The organism is Xanthomonas populi (assembly GCF_002940065.1).
In the GTDB taxonomy this organism is placed as follows: domain Bacteria; phylum Pseudomonadota; class Gammaproteobacteria; order Xanthomonadales; family Xanthomonadaceae; genus Xanthomonas; species Xanthomonas populi.
The window spans coordinates 1-18135 of record NZ_MDEJ01000066.1 but is presented as its reverse complement, the minus strand read 5'-3'; the positions used below and the strand labels follow the sequence as shown (position 1 = coordinate 18135).

Genomic DNA, 18135 nt, shown 5'->3' with positions numbered 1-18135 from the left:
CGCCCCGGCCCTGACCAGTGGCGCGGGCGCACCAAGTCACGCGCGCCACTGGCGCCCACAAGCCGTGCCTTGGCGCCCCGCAGGAGAGGGGCTTGCCAGTGTCGTTGCTGCACGTTTTAAGCAATCCACCAACCAAGCACATCACCCATCCGCCGCAACAAACCCTCCGGTCTGCCGCGCCCACAGGCGTGCATACAGCCCACCCTGTGCGATCAACTCCGCATGCGTGCCGGTTTCGACGATGTGCCCGGCGTCCATGACCACCAGCCGATCCATGCGCGCGATGGTAGAAAGCCGGTGCGCAATCGCGATGACGGTCTTGTTACCCATCAACGCGTCCAGGCTGTCCTGGATCGCCGCTTCCACTTCCGAATCAAGCGCCGAGGTGGCTTCGTCCAGAATCAGGATCGGCGCGTCCTTCAGCAACACCCGCGCAATCGCGATGCGCTGCCGTTGACCGCCCGACAGCTTGACCCCGCGTTCGCCCACATACGTATCGAAGCTGCGCCGGCCTTCGCCATCCACCAGCGTGGCGATGAAGCTCTCCGCGCGCGCCTTGCGCACGGCCTCCAGCATCTGCGCTTCGCTGGCCTGCGGCCGGCCATACAACAGGTTGTCGCGGATCGAACGATGCAACAACGAGGTGTCCTGCGTGACCAGGCCGATCTGCCCGCGCAGGCTTTCCTGCGTGACCTGCGCGATGTCCTGCCCGTCGATCAGGATGCGCCCCTGCTCCAGGTCGTACAGCCGCAACAACACGTTGACCAGCGTCGACTTGCCCGCACCCGATGGCCCGACCAGGCCGATCTTTTCGCCCGCGCGCACCTGCAGATCCAGCCCGGCAATCACCCCAACGCGTTTGCCGTAATGGAAATGGATGTGCTCGAACTGGACCTGCCCCTGCGTCACCTGCAGCGGTACTGCATCCGGCGCGTCCTGCACCGACACAGGCTGCGAAATGGTCTGCATGCCGTCCTGCACGCTACCGATGTCTTCGAAGATGCCGTTGACCGTCCACATGATCCAGCCGGACATATTGTGGATGCGGATCACCAGCCCGGTCGCCAGCGTGATCGCACCCACGCTGATCTGGCCGCGGTTCCACAGCCACAACGCCAGCCCGCAGGTGCCCACGATCAGAAAGCCATTGGCCACTGCAATGGCGGTGTCCATCGCGGTCGTCACGCGCGTCTGCCAGCGATGCTTGACCGCCAACTCGTCGATGGCATCGCGCACATACGCCTGTTCGCGGCCGGCATGCGCGAACAACTTGAGCGTGGAGATATTGGTGTAGCCATCGACAATGCGCCCGGTCGCCTTGGAACGCGCGTCCGAGGCGATCCACGCGCGCGCCTTCATGCGCGGCACGAAAAACGCCATCAGCGCGACATAGATCAACAGCCAGATCAGCAGCGGCACCATCAACCATGGGTCGGCCTGTGCAAACAACCACAACGCGCTACCGGTATAGACCACGATGTACCAGAGCGCATCGACCATCTGCACCGCCGATTCACGTAGCGAGGTGCCTGTCTGCATCACGCGATTGGCGATACGGCCGGCAAAATCGTTGTGAAAGAACCCCAGGCTTTGCCGCACAACATAGTTGTGCATCAGCCAGCGCGAGCGGTTGCTCAAGCCCGGCACGATCGCCTGATTGACCAGCAGGTTATGCAGGCCGGTGAACAACGGCCGCGCCAAAAGGGTGATCAGGGCCATCCACACCAGTTCGCCGGCATGGCGACGGAAGAAGTCCGGTCCCGGTCGCTCGGCCAGCATGTCGACGATGCGACCGAGGAAGTCGAACATCGCCACTTCCACCAGCGCCAGCAATAACCCGGCGATCAACGTGGCCAGCAGAATCGGCCACAACGGCCGCAGATAATGCAGATAGAACCGCCACACGCTGCGCGGCGGCATCTCCCGTTCGATCGGCGGGAAGATATCGATCAGGGATTCGAACCAGCGGAACATTGCAACCACTTCACTGACACGGGGACCTGAGGCTAGCCGATCGCGCGTCAAGCCGCAGTGGCCTAGGCGTCGGATGGCAAGGCGACACGGGCGCGGCATGCGCAGATGCAATGGACACGACAATCGCCAGACCGCTGCATCGCGCCTGCACTTCAACGCCACCTCGCTAAAACGCCACTCCTTGAACCATGCGGCGGACGCGTTCGACGCGTGGAGCGGCAACCCGTATGCACACTGCGGCTGCGAGCCAGCCGTCCGCTACCAACCGCCGATGGCTCGCTACGTAGTGTCAGCCAGGCTCATTCGCGGACACGTGCAAGCAGGCGATTGACTCCGGCCAGATCGAAATGACCTGGATTCAAGCGTCCGCCCAGTGTCGCCAGCGCTTGCACGTGTTGCGCATGCGCCGGGTCGGCGATGATCTGCAAAAACGCCTGGTAGTCCTCGATTCCGTCGCTGTTCTCCGGCGCGCAGGCGTTGGCGCCGTCTACGCAACGGGCGACCCGCAGGCCCGCATCCGGCGGCAGGATCGCCTCGACCTGGATACGGTGGTGCCAGCCCGCACCGTTGCCGTAGAAATAGTCGAACCCCTCCAGCTCGCCCACCGCGCTTTCCAGCGTGACGCGGGCCGCATGCTTGAGCCGGGGACGGTCGGGAACGTCCAACCCGGACTCGCCGTAGCGGCCGCCACCCAGGTCGAACTCGTACGGATGCGCGCTGTTCCAGCCCATCGCCGGCTGCAGCACACGATGCAGCGCAGCCAGGCGCAGCGACCCCGCCACCAGCAATCGACGCCACACCAGTGGCGCACTGCCCACCAGCGCCAGATGCAGCTGATACACCGCTACGGGTGCCTGCACCACCTGCTGGGCGGCTTTCTTTTTGGCCTTGGTCATCGTGTCTTGGTTACCTGTGTGCGGGGCAAGTATGCAGCGATGATCCACTGCCTGCATCGATGCGCGCCCACCGCCGCAAAACCGCACCGTGCCGATATCGATGACGCATGCGAGCGCGCGCGGGTGGGAAATACGCTTTCAGCGTGTCGCATCGCAACGCAACGCAGCAGGCATCACGGCATCCATGCAGACGCCATTGCGACATGGGCGTGACGCAACAGCATCTGGCACATCAGCTACAGAACCAGCCCAGCGACCTCAGCGCCGCTGCAAACTCGGCACCGCATCGCTCACGTGCGCATGGCGGCGCATGATCCAGTTGAACAGCGGCGTGGCCATCAGCGTGGACAGAATCGCCATCAGCACCAGCACCGAGAACAGGCCTTGTTCGATCACGCCGGCCTGCAACCCGATAGTGATGATGATCAGCTCCATCAAACCGCGGGCATTCATCAGCGAACCGATCGCCATCGCATCGCGATTGTTCTCGCCGGTCATCCGTGCAGCAGCCCAGCAGGCCAATCCCTTGCCAATGAACGATGCGGCCAGAATCGCCACGCCGGCCAGCATGATCTGCGGCTGCAGCAGCACGCTGAGTTGCGTCTTCAAACCGGAATAGGTGAAGAACATCGGCAGCAGCAACACCACCACGAACGGCTGCATCATCTGGCGCAATTTTTCGGTCAACGCGCCCCTGGGCAAGCAAACGCCGAGCAGGAAGCCGCCGAACACTGCGTGGATGCCGATCGCATCCATCGCCCAGGCGCTGAGGCAGAACAACATCAATACCACTGCCAACACGCCATTGCCGAGCGGCTGGTCCGCCACCACGTAATGGTCGAGCCGGCGCAGCAAATGGCGGCCGATAAAGATCATGAGCAACGCGTAGGCCAGACCACCGCCGATGGCCAGATAGGCGCCCCCCCAACTGCCGCCGAAGCTGGCCAACACGATCGCCAGAATGCACCACGCCGCCGCATCGTCGAAGGCACCGGCCGTCAAGGCCAGCGTGCCCAACGGGCTATTGGTCAAACCGCGTTCGTGGATGATGCGCGCCAGCATCGGGAAGGCGGTAATGGCGATCGCCGCGCCCAGGAACAGCGACGCTTCCATCAACTTGGCTTTTCCCGAGAACAAGCCATCCACGTTGATCAGCCACGGACACAGTGCGAAAGCCAGCGCGAACGGCACTGCGATCCCGGCAAGCGACACGCTCATCGCGCTGCGATAGCGCGCGCGAAAATGATCGCCACGGAAATCGGTACCTACCAGAAACATGTACAGGCCAACGCCGACCTGCGCGAACACGTACAACACATCCATGGTCTGCTTGGGGAACAGCATCGCTTGCAGCCCAGGCAACACCAGGCCGAACAACGACGGCCCCAGCATCACCCCGGCGATCATTTCGCCCACCACCTGCGGCTGCCCGATCCGCTTGGCCAACATGCCCACCAGCCGGCAAACCAGCAAGATCACTGCAGCCTGCAAGAAGAAATACACCGACATCTGCGGAATGGTCATGCGTGCGGCAACATCCTGAGAAGTGCGCGGATCATAGCGAGCAGTGCCGGCGTGCGATAGCTATCGTGCAGCTGGCACGCAGGCATCGCCAGGATCGGCACACTGATCTGCACCGGCAAGGCCCGGCGAGGTGGTGAACGTGTCACGTGTGCTCCGGCTGCTTGGCTGCAACGGGCGTCAACACCAGATCCTGGAAATCGAAGCTGAAATCGGTCAACGGCGAGATTGCCTGCATGCGCATTTCGCGCACCGCACCATCCGGGGTCAGCGCGAAATTTACGAACGCATCGGCATTCAAACCGCGGTCGTCCCAGCGCACGATAAAGCTGTCGTGCTGCCAGTGTTCCAGCGTGCCGATCAATTGCGCGGTCTTGGCGAACTGCATCCGCAGACGTTTGCCGTCCTGGCGAATCACCACATCGCCGTACCACGGATCGCGATAGGTCGCCGCATAGCTGCGCAACGGAAACGACGGCGTGGAGCGCGCCGCGCGTGCGTCCAGATGTTTCTTCCAACTGGTCTGCGCATCGCCGTCGGCCTTGTCCAATGCCTTGGCATAGGCGGCAGTCCAGTCGGTCCGCGGTACCTGCAAGAACGCATCCAGCACCTGCAGCGTCACTGCATTGAACGCCGCGCCGGCTTCCTGATTGGTCAGCACCACCACGCCCAGTTGTTGATCGGGCACCAGCGTCAGCCGCGACACCATGCCCGGCCAGCCACCGGTGTGCCAGACCAGCCGATGGCCGCGGTAATCGCTCAGGCTCCAGCCTTCGCCATAGCCGGCGAAGTTGGGGCGCGCTGCGGCCAGCTCAGGCACTGCCGGTTCGGCAATGCCGATCGGCGTGATCATCGACCACATTTCCTGCTGTCGCTTGGCACTGAACAACGCTGTGCCGTCGGGCAACACGCCACCGGCCAGTTGCAGCGTCATCCACAGCGCCATGTCGTGCGCGCTGGCATAGATGCCGCCGGCACCGGAGTTATTGGACCAGGTCAGCGGCGCGACCGTGCGCAGCTCGGTGAAGTCGTACTTGGCATGGCCCACCGCCGCATTGTCGCCAGGCTGCAGATGATCGGCATTGAAGCGCGTGCCGCGCATGCCGACCGGCGCAAAGATACGTTGCTGCAGAAATGCCACATAGCTCTGCCCGGAGACCTGCTCGATCACCTTCTGCGCGACTGCGTACAAAATATTGTCGTAGGCGTAGCGGTCGCGGAAACCGCCCTTCAACGGCACGTTCGATAAGCGCTGCACGACTTCTTCGGTGCTGTAGCTGGTGGCCGGCCAGAACAACAAATCGCCCGCGCCCAGGCTCAACCCACTGCGATGCGCAAGCAGATCGCGCACGCGCATCTCGCCGCTGACATACGGGTCGGACATGCGAAACCACGGAAGGTGATCGATGACCTTGTCGTCGAGCGACAGCTTGCCCTCGTCGGCCAGAATCGACAGCGAGGCCGCCGTGAACGCCTTGGTATTGGAAGCGATGGCGAACAAGGTGTCGGCCTGCACCGGCGCCGGCTTGCCGATCTCGCGCACGCCGTAGCCGCGCTCCAGCACCACCTGCCCATCCTTGACGATGGCCACCGCAATACCGGGCACATCGAACTGTTTGCGCACGCGCTCCATCTGCGCATCGAACTGCTGCATGCCGGCGGGCAGCTCGGTCGCCTGCGTTGTCGTCATCACGCCTGCCAGCATCAGCACGCCTCCACTCAGCCATCGGTTCAAGGTCACTGCCACATCCTTATTTTCTCGATCAGATCGACCCGCCGGCACTGTCCAACGACAGCGGTAGCGCTGCCACCAACACGCCGTTGGCATCGGCGTACAGCCAATAACCCGGTACGAACGCCACTCCGGCGAAATTCACCGGTACATCTACATCGCCCAGATCGCGCCGCTCGGTGCGGCGTGGGCAGGCGCCCAGTGCCAGCACGCCCAGCGGCAGCGTGGCGAGAATCTCCACATCGCGCACGCAGCCGTGGATCAACACGCCGGCCCAGCCCTTGGCCACCGCCTGCGCGGCGATCTGGTCGCCCAGCAACGCATGCTTCAACGAGCCCTGCCCGTTCACCACCAGCACGCGCCCATCGCCGGGCGTGGCGACCAGTTCGCGCACCCGCGAGTTGTCCTCGAAACAGCGAACCGTCACGATCGGCCCGGAAAACGCTGCATGCCCACCGAAGTGGCGAAACAGCGGCTCGGCGATATGCACCTCGGGAAAGCGGTCACACAGATCGGGCGTGGTCCAGGGCATCGATGCAGTCTCAAGGCGGCGATATCTGATGGTAGCGGCATGGCAGCGTCCGTGTAAGCCCGTGATCGGCTGTGCCAGCAGCGGTGGCACGTTGCACGGTTTTGCAGCGCCGTCTGTTTTCTTGATGGCCGCAACGATGCGTCGCTTCACCCGACCGCATGGCGCGCGTGCGCATGCCGAATGAACGCAACCGAACCGTCCACATTCACGGCGACCTTCATCGCTGCAAGGCCCGCGACGCTATCATCCCGCCAGGCTTGCCTCGATTGCCTGCAGCTGGGCACACGTGGCTGTCATTGCGCCACTGTGGAGCCCGCCATGACCGATCTGTTCGCTTCAACGCCACCCTCGCTCGATGGCGTCCACATCGGCATCGGCGGCTGGGTGCATGCGCCATGGCGTGCGGGCATGTTCTATCCGCAAGGGTTGGTGCAGCGGCGCGAGCTGGAATACGCCAGCCGCCACGTCACTGCGATCGAAATCAATGGCACTTACTACGGCGCGCAAAAACCGGCCACGTACGCGAAGTGGCGCGATGAAGTGCCGCCGGGATTCGTGTTTTCCGCCAAGGCGCCGCGCCGCATTACGCAATCACGCAAGTTGGCGGGTACCAAGGCGCAGGTGGAAGACTTCATCGGCGATATTGTCGAGCTCGGCGAAACGCTCGGCCCGTTGGTGTGGCAGTTCGAACAAGGGCATGGCCTGCAGGCAGATGATCTGGACGGCTTTCTGTCGCTGCTGCCCAAACGCGCCGGCAAGCGCGTGCTGCGGCATGTGCTGGAAATCCGCGACCACGCTGCGGTGGATGCGTCGCTGCTGGCATTGGTGCGCCAGCATGGGGTGGCTACGGTGTTCACCGATTCGGACGAGCATCCGTCGTTTGCCGACCTGTCCACCGATTTTGTCTATGCGCGCTTGATGCGCAGCCAGGCGCGTCTCACTGCAGGTTATCCGGCGCCGGCATTGGCGCGTTGGGCCGAGCGCATCCAGGCCTGGCGGCGTGGCGAAGATCCGGCGGATCTGCAGCATATCGACGCTGCGATGCACGCCAAGGTCACACCTCGCGAGGTGTTTGTGTTGTTCATCAGTGCCGCGAAGGAGCGTAATCCGGCTGCGGCGATGGCGTTGTTGCAGGAATTGAGTTCGCGCTAGCAGGGGCTTTTGCTTGCTGTCTTCGGCGACAATGGCGCATGCCCACGACCGATCTGCGCAAGGCGCAACTGCAAATCCATTTCTGCGTCCTGCTCTTGGGCATCACTGCGATCCTGGGCAAGCTGATCACGCTGCCGGCGTTGCCGTTGGTGTGGTGGCGCATGTTGATCGTGGTGGTGGCGCTGGCGCTGTTGCCGCGTATGTGGCGTGGGCTGCGCGGCTTGTCCGGGCGGGTGGTGCTGGGCTACGGCGGCATCGGCGCGCTGGTGGCGTTGCACTGGTTGACCTTCTACAGCGCGATCAAGCTGGCCAATGCATCGGTGGCGGCGACCTGCATTGCGCTGGTGCCGGTCTTTACCGCAGTGATCGAGCCGTGGGTGACGCAGCGGCCCTTCCGCCCGCGCGAATTGCTGTTCGGGTTGGCGGTGTTGCCGGGCGTGGCGCTGGTGGTCGGCGGCGTGCCGGATGGGATGCGTGCCGGGGTAGTTGTTGGTGCGATTTCAGCGATATTCGTGGGGTTATTCAGCTCGCTCAACAAACGCATGGTGGCGCATGCCGACCCACTCACCGTCACCGACTTGGAACTCGGCGCTGGCACGTTAACCTTGACCTTGCTTGCACCGGCGATGCCGTTGTTATTACCGTCGTTGCATGGCGATTTACTGATGATTCCCAGCCTGCACGACGGCGTACTGCTGCTCGTGCTGTCGTTGGCCTGCACCTTGCTGCCGTTTGCGCTGGCGCTGGTGGCGTTGCGCCATCTCAGCGCCTACTCGGTGCAACTGGTGAGCAATCTGGAACCGGTCTACGCCATCGTGCTGGCGATCGCGCTGCTGGGCGAACAGCGCGAGCTGACCCTGCAGTTCTATCTGGGCGTGGCCATCATTCTCGGCGCCGTGTTCGTGCATCCCCTGCTGGAACGCCGGCGCAAGATCGTGCACCCGGAACTGCTCGGCACCGCTGAAACGAAAAACATCGTCGAGTGACTGCGCAGCGCAGTGCGATAAAACGTCGGTAAATCTTACTGGACGCTGATGTAGGAGCGGGCAGGCCGCGACAGGCGTTATCGGTGAAGCATCCGCGCGCGCGCAGCAGCACCACCCTACCCCAACGCCACCACCTGATCGCGCCCGCCACGCTTGGCCTTATACAAGGCCTGGTCGGCGCGCTTGATGACCGCGTCCACGCTTTCCTGCGGATGCAGCGTCGCCACGCCGATACTCACCGTCACCGGTAGCGCGATCGTCATCAGCGCCACGCTCTGGCGCAGATACTCGCATTGCACCTGCGCCGGCAACAGGTCCAGATTCGGCAGCAGCAGCACGAATTCTTCGCCGCCATAACGCGCAATGGTGCCGGCACCGGCCACCTGCGCGCGCAACAATGCCGACAGCTCACGCAGAACCACATCGCCCTGGTCGTGGCCATGCACATCGTTGACGGTCTTGAAGTGGTCCACGTCCAGCAACGCCACCGACAACGGCTGGCCGGCCGCACGCGTCTGCTCGGTTGCCGCGGCCAATGCCACCGCAAACGCACGCCGGTTGGGCAAGCCGGTCAACGGATCGGTGCGGGTCTGCTCGACCAGATCCGCGTTCAACGCATCCATTTGCGCGTAATAACCGGCCATCTGCTGCTCGTACCATTCGCGCTCGTGCAACTGCTGACGCAGACGCTTGCCGGCCAGGCGCAGCTCCAGCAGATGCGAGGCCTGGCGCGATAGCGCCTGCAAGGCATTGCGCTGATCCTCGCGCAGATGCGCCCGGGTCTGGTCGAACACGCACAGCGAGCCGAGCGCCATGCCCCCGCTGGTCACCAGCGGCGCACCGGCATAGAAACGCACTGCGGAACTACCGGTGACCATCGGATTGTCGTGGAAGCGCGGGTCGAGCAAGGTGTCGTCGACCATCATCACTTCGTCCGGGCGCAAAATCGCATGCGCACAGAACTAAATGTCCCGCGATGCTTCGCCGCGCGGCGCGCCATGTGCGGACTTGAACCACTGGCGCTCTTCGTCCACCAGCACCACGGCCGCCATCTGCGTCTCGCACAGCGTGGATGCGATCATTGTGAGGTCGTCAAACGCGCGCTCAGGCGGCGAATCCAGTACTTCGTACTGGCGCAGCGCTGCCAGGCGCTCAGCCTCGTTGTCCGGCAATTCCGGTTTGATCACCTGCCCGCTCCCCCAGCTGGCTATTCGCGGCGAAAGTATGACCGAGCGCATCAGGCTCGACTATCGGGGTGCGCCGGACCGCCCGACACACCGTGTCGCTTCCGTTCAGCACATGCTGCCTGGCGGGGTCACCAATCGGTGCGCTGCGGCAGCAACCCGCGCAGTTCCGCATCGCTGAGATTGCGCCATTGCCCCGGCTTGAGCGCAGCCAGCTTGATGTTGTCGATGCGCACCCGGCGCAGCTGGGTCACGCGGTAGCCGAATTCGGACGCCATCAAACGGATCTGCCGATTCAAGCCCTGCTCCAGCACGATACGGAAGCCGAATTTGGCGATTCGCGCGGTGCGGCACGGCAATGTGGTCTCGTTGTGGATACGCACGCCGCGCGCCATGCCGCGCAGGAATTCATCGGCGACCGGCTTGTTGACCGCCACCAGATATTCCTTCTGGTGGCGATTTTCCGCACGCAGGATCTCATTGACGATGTTGCCGTTGCTGGTCATCAGGATCAGCCCTCCGGACTCCTTGTCGAGCCGGCCAACCGGGAAGATGCGCTGCTCGTGGCCGACGAATTCAACGATATTGCCCTTGACCGAACTTTCGGTGGTGCAGGTGATGCCCACCGGCTTGTTGAGCGCGATGTAGACATGCTTGCGGCCACCGGGCTTGCTGAAAGCGCGCGTGCGCAGCGGCTGGCCATCCACCAGTACGTTGTCTTCCTCGCCCACCACCGCACCGGTGCCGGCAGGCACGCCGTTGACGGTGACGCGGCGTTCGCCGATCAGGCGATCTGCCTCGCGGCGGGAGCAGAAGCCGGTTTCGGCGATGTATTTGTTGAGTCGAGTTGTCATGCCCCAATTATCGACGATTTATCGGCAATCGTGAGCCATCGCACCTATCAGATCACCGCAAGCAGCGGCATCGATACACTCAACAGGTCCTCCAGCGGACATGGGCGATGCAGGCTGAAGCCTTGCACCTGACCCACACCCGCCTCGCGCAGGCCAGCAATATCGGCCTCCGATTCAACCCCTTCGGCCACCACTTCAATGCCCAGCGCCAAGCCCACCTGCGCGATCGAATACACCGCCGCGCGATCGACCGCGTCGTGCGCGTAATTGCGCACGAAACCGCAATCGATCTTCAGTACGTCCACAGTGAACTGCTTGAGGTAACCGAACGAGGCCAGGCCGCTGCCGAAATCGTCCAGCGCCACATGGCAGCCACGCGCACGCACGCTCTGCACGAAGCGCTGCGCCTGTTCCAGATTGCCGATGACTGCGGTCTCGGTGATTTCCATGCACAGCTTGGGTACCAGGTTGGGGTAACGCTCGAACAATGCACACACGAAATCGAGAAAATCCGGCTGCGCGATCGACTGCGCCGACAGATTGACGTGGCACCGATCCAGCCTTGCCACATGCAGCGGGTTGGCGGCCAATTGCGCGCACAAGGTTTCCAGCACATGCACATCGACCATGCGACCCAGCCCATAGCGCTCCACCGCAGGCAGAAATTCACCCGGGCTCAGCACGCAGCCGTCGCGCGCGCGCATGCGCACCAGCACTTCGTACTGCAGGCGCCCGGGGTCGCTCAACACCTGGATTTTCTGCCCGTACAACAGCAAGCGGTCTTCGGCGATGGACTGTTGCACCGCGCTGATCCAGCCACCGTCGTGGCGGCGCCGCGCCAGCGCAAGATCGTTTTCGTCGAAGCAGCGAATACGGTTGCGGCCTTCTTCCTTGGCCGCATAACAGGCCAGATCGGCAGCAGTCATCAAGGCGTTGAGTTTACTGGCGCCCTGGCGGATCTCCACCACGCCAAAGCTGCAACTGGGCGTCAGCGGCTTGCCGCCTTGATGGCTCCACGGCTGCCCGAGCACGCCGTGCATCTGTGTCAGCAAGGCCTGCGCCTGCGGCAGATCGGTGTTGGCCAGCAGAATCGCAAACTCGTCGCCGCCCAGCCGCCCCAGCCAGTCGCCTGGCCGCAACTGCATGGTGATCACGTCGGCGAAATGGCACAGGAATTTATCGCCGACCGCATGCCCGAATGTGTCGTTGACAAGCTTGAAATGATCCAGGTCGACAAAGCACAGCGCGTGGCACACCTGCGGCGATTGCGGTGGTTCGATCAAGCGCAGTAGCCGGCGTTCGATCTCGTGGCGATTGATCAAGCCGGTCAGGGCATCGTGGCGCGCGTGGAAAGACACTTCGTCGGCCAGTTCATGCGCATGCGACACATCTTCGATCACTGCCAGCACAAGCGTCGGTTCTTCCGGGCCCGGTTCCACCAGCGAAGCGCTCCAGCGCCCCCACATCACCCCGCCGTCGGCACGCAGAAAGCGCAGTTCGCCGGACTGCATCAATTTGGGCCAATCGATCAACCCGCGGCTGTCCAGCGCGATGTCGTCCGGATGCATCACTTCAGCCAGCGTGCAGGCCTGCAGTTCCTCCGGCCGGTAGCGCAGAATGTTGGCCATCGAGGTATTTGCATCGAGCACGCGACCGCGCAGATCGAACTTGATCATGCCCAGCGCCGCCTGCTGAAACGCAGTGCGGAAGCGGCCTTCGTGCGAGAGCAGATAATCGCGGATGCGGCGCATCGCCAGCACGCAGGTGGTCAGCACCAGCAGCAAGGTCGCCACGCTGCAAAACACCATCACATCGTGCAGCAGTCGCGCGCAGCGGATCAGCAAGGCCTGAAATTGTTCGGCATCGCGGCGCATGCGCGCATCCAGCAGATGCAGGTCTTCGCGCAAGTTTTGTAACGCGCGCGGATCCGGCCGGCTGGTGGCTTGCGCAGATGCCGAGCGGTCGGCCAGTACGCTCAGCTGCAGGATGTCGGCGTCGGTGTGTTTCCACAGCGCGATTGCCTCGCTCAGATACGGAAATACCTGGCCGTAGCGATACAGCCGCACCATTTGCGGCATGTCCTGGCGGACAGTGCGCCCCGCCGCGAGACCGGCGTACACCGCGCCCCAGTCGATCACTGGCTGCTCGACCGCCTGGCGCGCCGCGCGATCACCCAGCGGCACTTCCAACGCGCGGCAGGCGGACTGCAGGTCGGCCGGATCGCCGCTACCGAGATAGCGCTCCAACCAGTACACCGACTCCTGCTGGGCGTTGGACCAATGGCTTTGGCCAACGATCCAGGCGGTAGCACCGGACTGGACCTCGATCATCAGCGCCGAGAGCATCGTCATGCTGACCGCCACACCGATCAGCAACACCAGGGGAAGCGTCAGCCAGCCGCGCACCATGTGCATGGTCTGACCACCGCTTTTCCCGCGCGCTGCCTGCACCATCGCCATCTTCGTCCCCCACCGATGCCCAATGCGCTTCAGGCGCCCGGTGGGCGCCTGAAGGCAGTAGCGGCAGCAACGACAGAGTCTGTATGACAGCGTTCGCTTGGCGAGGTTCTCGCCCGATAGGTGCTGCCGGTAACCCTCAGAGTGGTTAGCAAAACGTAGCGAGCAGTCGGACGGCGCGGAGGAACCGCAGTGTACGAGTGTTACAAGCCAATTCCGAGCAAAGGCCGCGCCCGCCTGACGGCTGCGCAGTCCTTTTGGTAGCCGCTCTTACTCGCCGCGCGGTTTGGGCGGCCCCTTGCGATGCGGCGCGCCAGCACGGTCCATCGGACGGTTCGGCCCATTCGGGCGACCGGCCGGCTTGCCGCTACGCGGAAAGCGCGGCCTGGACGGCGACGCCGCAGCCTCGCCCTCTTCCAGCTTGCGCATGTTGAGCTGCTGACCGGACACCCACACTTTTTTCAGGTGCGTGAGCAACTCGCGCGGCATGTCGGCCGGCAGATCCAGAATCGAATAATCGTCCTGGATGTCGATACGGCCGATATAGCGGCTTTCCAGACCCGCTTCGTTGGCGATCGCGCCAACGATGTTGGCCGGCTTCACGCCGTGGGTGTGGCCCACTTCGATGCGGTAGCTTTCCATGCCCAACTCCGGCTCGCCACGCGGGGAAACCGGGTCGCGACGCAGACGCTCGGCACCAGCACCAGCACCGTCATCGGCATACGCCGGGCGCTCGGCACGCGACCCACGCGCAGCGCGCTCGCCATCGGCACGCGGGCTACGCTCGAACTTCGGCTCGAAGCGCGGGCGCTCGCCACGATCATGACGATCGCCGCGGTCGGCACGCTCACGCGGCGCGAATTCCTCGCGCGCGCCACGCACCGGCGGGGTCAGCAGGAACGGCGAATCGCCCTGCAACAGCTTGGCCAGCGCAGCGGCGATATCGATCGCCGGCACGTTGTTCTCGCCTTCAAAGCGCTGCAGCAATTCGCGATACATCTCGATCTGACCACCGGCCAGCGTCTGGCTGATACGGCTCATGAAACGCGCCACACGGGTGTCGTTGACCGCATCCACGCTCGGCAGCTGCATTTCTTCGATCGGCTGACGGGTGGCGCGTTCGATCGACCGCAGCATGCCCTTCTCGCGCGGAGTGACGAACAGGATCGCGTCGCCATTGCGGCCGGCACGGCCGGTACGGCCGATGCGGTGCACGTAGCTTTCGGTGTCGTACGGAATGTCGTAGTTCAGCACATGGCTGACGCGCTCCACGTCCAGGCCGCGCGCGGCCACGTCGGTGGCGACCAGGATGTCGAGCTTGCCGTCCTTGAGCTGGGCGATGGTCTTCTCACGTGCAGCCTGCTGCATGTCGCCGTTGATCGCGGCAGCGGCCAGACCACGCGCCTGCAGCTTCTGCGCCAGTTCTTCGGTACCGGCCTTGGTGCGCGCGAAGATGATCATGCCGTCGAACGGCTCGACCTCGAGAATGCGCGTCAATGCATCCAGCTTGTGCAACCCGCTCACCCACCAATAGCGCTGGCGGATGTTGGCCGAGGTGGTGGTCTTGGCCGCGATGGTGACTTCGGCCGGGTCCTTCAGATAGGTCTGCGCGATGCGGCGGATCGCCGGCGGCATGGTCGCCGAGAACAGCGCCACCTGGCGCTTTTCCGGTAGCTTCTTCAGCACTGCTTCGACGTCGTCGATGAAGCCCATGCGCAGCATTTCGTCGGCTTCGTCCAGCACCAGCGTCTTGAGCTGGGACAGATCCAGCGTGCCGCGATCCAGGTGATCGATCACGCGGCCGGGAGTCCCCACCACCACATGCACGCCGCGCTTGAGCGCGCTCAGCTGCTGGGCGTAGGGCTGGCCACCGTAGACCGGCAGCACGCGGAAGCCGGGAATGGCTTCGGCATATTTCTGGAACGCCTCGGCGACCTGGATAGCCAGCTCGCGGGTCGGAGCCAGCACCAGCGCCTGCGGCGTGAGCTGATTGAGGTCGGCATTAGACAGCACCGGCAACGCGAACGCGGCGGTCTTGCCGGTGCCGGTCTGGGCCTGGCCGAGCACGTCGCGGCCGGCCAGCAGCGCGGGAATAGTGGCAGCCTGGATCGGCGACGGGGTCTCATAGCCCACGGCGGCAACCGCCTTCATCACAGCGTCTGAGAGGCCGAGGTCTGCAAACAGCAGCGGCGCGGGAGATTCTTGGGTCATTGGTCACTCCGGAGGCGCCGCACGGATCCGGCAGGCGCAAAGCAGCATAGTGTGCGCCTTCAGGCCCCCTGCTGTCGAAATTTCCGTAACAGTCCGTTCAGGTGGTGAGGATTCGCCCAGTCCAGCGCAGCGTCTCTTCGAGCCCTTCTGATCGGCGAGGTGGGCAGCCACGCAGCGCGCGCCAGCCTGCACCCACTGTGGGCAAGCCAAACCGCGCAGCTGCTGTGCGCCATCGCACCGACCATCGTCATCGCACGCAGTTGGCTTGCCCACACGGACCACGCTGCAGCGATCATCGGCGCCGTGCTGCTGCAGACGTGGAGTGTTGCGCTGACGCTCTCCGCAGTACGTCAGCTGCAGCTGTTGTCGCAACTGGATTTCGCCGGACCGCTGCTGCAAACGCAGCGGGCGCTCGCGCAACTGCGGCGCTGGCGCACATGGGTGGCGCCGCGGCTGGGTGTGGCGTTGTGGGTGCTATGGGTCGCAGTGGCGGATGGCCTCTGGCGCACCCTCACCGGCATGACACTGCCGCGCAGCTGGCTGCTGATCAATGTGCGGGTGGGCGTGCTCGGCGCCATCGGCACCTGGCTCGGCTACCGGCGACTGCAGCGCAGGCAACATCCATGGCTGGAATGTATCGACAACGCGCATGCCGGGGCTGGCGTTATCCGCGCTCAGAGCATGCTGGACGAAATTGCGCGCTTTCGACGCGAATAAACGCGTTGATGCCACGCGCTAACCACTGCGTCTTGGATGTTGCCAACGCGCTTGCGCGGTGGTGTACCGATCCAGCTCCAGGCCTTCACTTTGCCGCAGTGGTGTTGTCGCCTGCGACAGGCGGATAATCGCCTCCTTCCTGTTAGCGAGCGCACCATGCAATTCCTGGAATTCGACCTGGACGGCGAGTACATCGAACTCAACCAGCTACTCAAGCTGGCCGGCATTGCCGACAGCGGCGGCCAGGGCAAGGCGATCGTCGCCAGCGGCGCGGTCAGCGTTGATGGCCTGCAGGAACTGCGCAAGACCGCCAAGATCCGCCCCGGCCAGCTGGTGCAACTGGACGATGTGGAAATCCGCGTGCTGGCGTTGGACCCTGGTGCGTAGCCGGCAGAATGAAGGTGGTAGAGATCAGCCAATGCAACATCGCGCCCTCGGCCGAAGATCCGGACCACGATGTGTCTATCTTTTCGATCGCCGTCGATTCGGAGAAGCCGTTCTGGTTGGAGCAATCCATCCGCGGCGGCCACGCCGAGCGTGGCGGTTGCAGCATGCTGGCCTTGCACGAGCTGGAAGGCTGGCAAGGCGGCTGGCGCGCAGAGGTGACCAACGCCGGCTGCGCCTGGGTGATTCCACTGCTGGAAGAAGCCTTGCGCAGCGGCGATGCGCGCACCGCGATCGATGCGATCCTTGCACGGGTGAATGCGCCGGCTTGATTGCAGTCTCGCTCATTACAGCCAGCCTGATGACAGCACGGGCAACCCCGAATGATGGGCCGACACTCCTGTCCGATCAGCCGTTGAGAGCCGTTGCAAAACAACCTCGCACTGCAATCAAACAAAGTGGCGCAGCACGTGCGGCTTTCACGGCGATACTCTCACTGCCTCAAACGCTCCGCTGCGTCAAATGCGCCGCAATCGCCTGTTTGAACGCTGCTACCGCGTGCGCCGCACGCAACGCGCCACGTCGCAGCGAGCGCGCTGGCGCGCGATCGTCGATATACAGCGCGGCCAGTGCATTGGTGGCTTCGTACAGCGGCCGCGTCGCCAGGCGATGCGCGCGTCCTTAGCCGTGCAAGAGCGACGCAGCGCCGACAATTGCAGCAGCACGCAGGCGCTCGGCCAGGCGTGCCTGTCCCTGCAATCCGAAGTTGAAACCGTGCGCGGTTACCGGGTGCATGCCGACCACCGCATCGCCGATCAGCGCGGCACGCTCAGCCACGAAACGCTGCGGATACGCATGCCGGCTGCCGTCCTGGTGCATTGAGCCAAGCCGATGTTCGAATGCCTCGGTCACCGCGGTGCTGAAGTCCGCCGTATTCATCGCCAGCAAGGCCTTTATCCGTCGCGGCAGCAGCGTCAGCACTGCGCCAGCGCGATTGCCCTGCAGCGGCAACAACGCAAGCGTCTTGCCATAGCCAAACCACTCCCCCGCCGCCTGACGATGCGATAGCGCACGACGCATGCGGCACCCCAGCATGCTCTTGCCGAATGCGCGTCGTTGCGCGCCAATACCGATCGATTGCCGCGTGCTGGAAAAACCGCTGTGCGCAGCCACCAACGGGCGCGCTGACAGCGTTTCTCCAGCAGATAACTGCAGCACCACGCGGTCACCACGCTGCTGCACGGCCTGCAACGTGCACCCGCAACGCATGTCCAGCGCAGCTTGTGTCTGCACGGCCTGCCAGTCCGCGCGACGGATCAACTGATTCGGAACCAGCAAACCCAGATCGCCGGCGCTGCGTGCGGAGGCGGCGAAGGTCAATGCGAAGGGGGGAATGCCCATCCATGTCGCGTGCATCGCGCAGCGGCGAGATCGCATCGCCGGGAAACGGCTGCCAGATCCTGAGGTTTCCCCACGTTTTCCCGAGATAGATCAGCTGGTTGCACCCGGATCGTGTAGAAACAAGTGCGCGCATGG

At 63.8% G+C, this 18135-nt stretch carries 12 protein-coding genes, 1 other RNA gene and 3 pseudogenes; 5 read left to right on the top strand and 11 right to left on the bottom strand.

From position 1 onward, the window contains the following. Nucleotides 1–141: 141 nt before the first annotated feature. The 5 genes from XpopCFBP1817_RS12040 to rraA form a co-directional block, all read right to left on the bottom strand. Nucleotides 142–1974 carry an ABC transporter ATP-binding protein gene (locus XpopCFBP1817_RS12040; RefSeq protein WP_128417313.1) on the bottom strand — a complete coding sequence of 611 codons (1833 nt, stop codon included), beginning with the start codon at nt 1972–1974 and terminating at the stop codon, nt 142–144. Nucleotides 1975–2273: 299 nt separating this feature from the next. Continuing rightward, entirely contained in the window at nt 2274–2870 is a 597-nt protein-coding gene (locus XpopCFBP1817_RS12035; RefSeq protein ID WP_128417312.1) for a plasmid pRiA4b ORF-3 family protein, read from the bottom strand. A 258-nt stretch (nt 2871–3128) separates the two neighbouring features. Beyond that, nucleotides 3129–4394 (bottom strand): cation:proton antiporter, encoded by a 1266-nt coding sequence (locus XpopCFBP1817_RS12030; RefSeq protein WP_128417311.1) that lies wholly within the window; start codon nt 4392–4394, stop codon nt 3129–3131. 142 nt (nt 4395–4536) lie between these two features. After that, the gene (locus tag XpopCFBP1817_RS12025) at nt 4537–6132 is read right to left on the bottom strand and encodes a serine hydrolase (protein ID WP_128417310.1); all 1596 of its coding nucleotides are present in this window, start codon (nt 6130–6132) and stop codon (nt 4537–4539) included. A 22-nt stretch (nt 6133–6154) separates the two neighbouring features. Next, nucleotides 6155–6655 carry a ribonuclease E activity regulator RraA gene (gene rraA / locus XpopCFBP1817_RS12020; protein ID WP_128417309.1) on the bottom strand — a complete coding sequence of 167 codons (501 nt, stop codon included), beginning with the start codon at nt 6653–6655 and terminating at the stop codon, nt 6155–6157. Between the two features lie 318 nt (nt 6656–6973). Here rraA and XpopCFBP1817_RS12015 point away from each other — a divergent pair, with 318 nt between their 5' ends. Then, nucleotides 6974–7807: a DUF72 domain-containing protein gene (locus XpopCFBP1817_RS12015; protein WP_128417308.1), complete on the top strand. Its 834-nt coding sequence runs from the start codon at nt 6974–6976 to the stop codon at nt 7805–7807. Between the two features lie 38 nt (nt 7808–7845). Continuing rightward, complete coding sequence (locus XpopCFBP1817_RS12010; protein ID WP_128417307.1) at nt 7846–8793, top strand: DMT family transporter; 948 nt, start codon at nt 7846–7848, stop codon at nt 8791–8793. A gap of 116 nt (nt 8794–8909) precedes the next feature. On the opposite strand, the pseudogene XpopCFBP1817_RS12005 reads toward XpopCFBP1817_RS12010, so the two are convergent. The 5 genes and pseudogenes from XpopCFBP1817_RS12005 to XpopCFBP1817_RS11985 form a co-directional block, all read right to left on the bottom strand. Then, nucleotides 8910–10044: pseudogene (locus XpopCFBP1817_RS12005) on the bottom strand (GGDEF domain-containing protein). Nucleotides 10045–10108: 64 nt separating this feature from the next. Next, complete coding sequence (locus tag XpopCFBP1817_RS12000) at nt 10109–10831, bottom strand: pseudouridine synthase (protein WP_128417306.1); 723 nt, start codon at nt 10829–10831, stop codon at nt 10109–10111. A 47-nt stretch (nt 10832–10878) separates the two neighbouring features. Next, nucleotides 10879–13284 (bottom strand): putative bifunctional diguanylate cyclase/phosphodiesterase, encoded by a 2406-nt coding sequence (locus XpopCFBP1817_RS11995; RefSeq protein WP_128417315.1) that lies wholly within the window; start codon nt 13282–13284, stop codon nt 10879–10881. A 149-nt stretch (nt 13285–13433) separates the two neighbouring features. After that, nucleotides 13434–13496, bottom strand: a non-coding RNA gene (locus XpopCFBP1817_RS11990) — sX9 sRNA. Between the two features lie 61 nt (nt 13497–13557). Next, complete coding sequence (locus tag XpopCFBP1817_RS11985; RefSeq protein WP_128417305.1) at nt 13558–15498, bottom strand: DEAD/DEAH box helicase; 1941 nt, start codon at nt 15496–15498, stop codon at nt 13558–13560. 129 nt (nt 15499–15627) lie between these two features. Between XpopCFBP1817_RS11985 and XpopCFBP1817_RS11980 the strand changes: the two are divergent. The 3 genes and pseudogenes from XpopCFBP1817_RS11980 to XpopCFBP1817_RS11970 form a co-directional block, all read left to right on the top strand. Beyond that, a pseudogene (locus tag XpopCFBP1817_RS11980) lies at nt 15628–16215 on the top strand (hypothetical protein); the annotation flags it as partial. A gap of 156 nt (nt 16216–16371) precedes the next feature. Then, entirely contained in the window at nt 16372–16602 is a 231-nt protein-coding gene (locus XpopCFBP1817_RS11975; RefSeq protein WP_128417304.1) for an RNA-binding S4 domain-containing protein, read from the top strand. A gap of 8 nt (nt 16603–16610) precedes the next feature. Further along, nucleotides 16611–16931 (top strand): hypothetical protein, encoded by a 321-nt coding sequence (locus XpopCFBP1817_RS11970; RefSeq protein ID WP_128417303.1) that lies wholly within the window; start codon nt 16611–16613, stop codon nt 16929–16931. A gap of 169 nt (nt 16932–17100) precedes the next feature. Here the strand turns inward: XpopCFBP1817_RS11970 and XpopCFBP1817_RS11965 are convergent. Next, nucleotides 17101–18058, bottom strand: a pseudogene (locus XpopCFBP1817_RS11965) (FAD-dependent monooxygenase); the annotation flags it as partial. Nucleotides 18059–18135 lie beyond the last annotated feature (77 nt).

Coding starts and splice junctions, on each gene's coding strand:
- XpopCFBP1817_RS12040 (WP_128417313.1), bottom strand. CDS start 1,974: ATGTTCCGCTGGTTCGAATCCCTGATCGATATCTTCCCGCCGATCGAA.
- XpopCFBP1817_RS12035 (WP_128417312.1), bottom strand. CDS start 2,870: ATGACCAAGGCCAAAAAGAAAGCCGCCCAGCAGGTGGTGCAGGCACCC.
- XpopCFBP1817_RS12030 (WP_128417311.1), bottom strand. CDS start 4,394: ATGACCATTCCGCAGATGTCGGTGTATTTCTTCTTGCAGGCTGCAGTG.
- rraA (WP_128417309.1), bottom strand. CDS start 6,655: ATGCCCTGGACCACGCCCGATCTGTGTGACCGCTTTCCCGAGGTGCAT.
- XpopCFBP1817_RS12015 (WP_128417308.1), top strand. CDS start 6,974: ATGACCGATCTGTTCGCTTCAACGCCACCCTCGCTCGATGGCGTCCAC.
- XpopCFBP1817_RS12010 (WP_128417307.1), top strand. CDS start 7,846: ATGCCCACGACCGATCTGCGCAAGGCGCAACTGCAAATCCATTTCTGC.
- XpopCFBP1817_RS12000 (WP_128417306.1), bottom strand. CDS start 10,831: ATGACAACTCGACTCAACAAATACATCGCCGAAACCGGCTTCTGCTCC.
- XpopCFBP1817_RS11995 (WP_128417315.1), bottom strand. CDS start 13,284: ATGGTGCAGGCAGCGCGCGGGAAAAGCGGTGGTCAGACCATGCACATG.
- XpopCFBP1817_RS11985 (WP_128417305.1), bottom strand. CDS start 15,498: ATGACCCAAGAATCTCCCGCGCCGCTGCTGTTTGCAGACCTCGGCCTC.
- XpopCFBP1817_RS11975 (WP_128417304.1), top strand. CDS start 16,372: ATGCAATTCCTGGAATTCGACCTGGACGGCGAGTACATCGAACTCAAC.
- XpopCFBP1817_RS11970 (WP_128417303.1), top strand. CDS start 16,611: ATGAAGGTGGTAGAGATCAGCCAATGCAACATCGCGCCCTCGGCCGAA.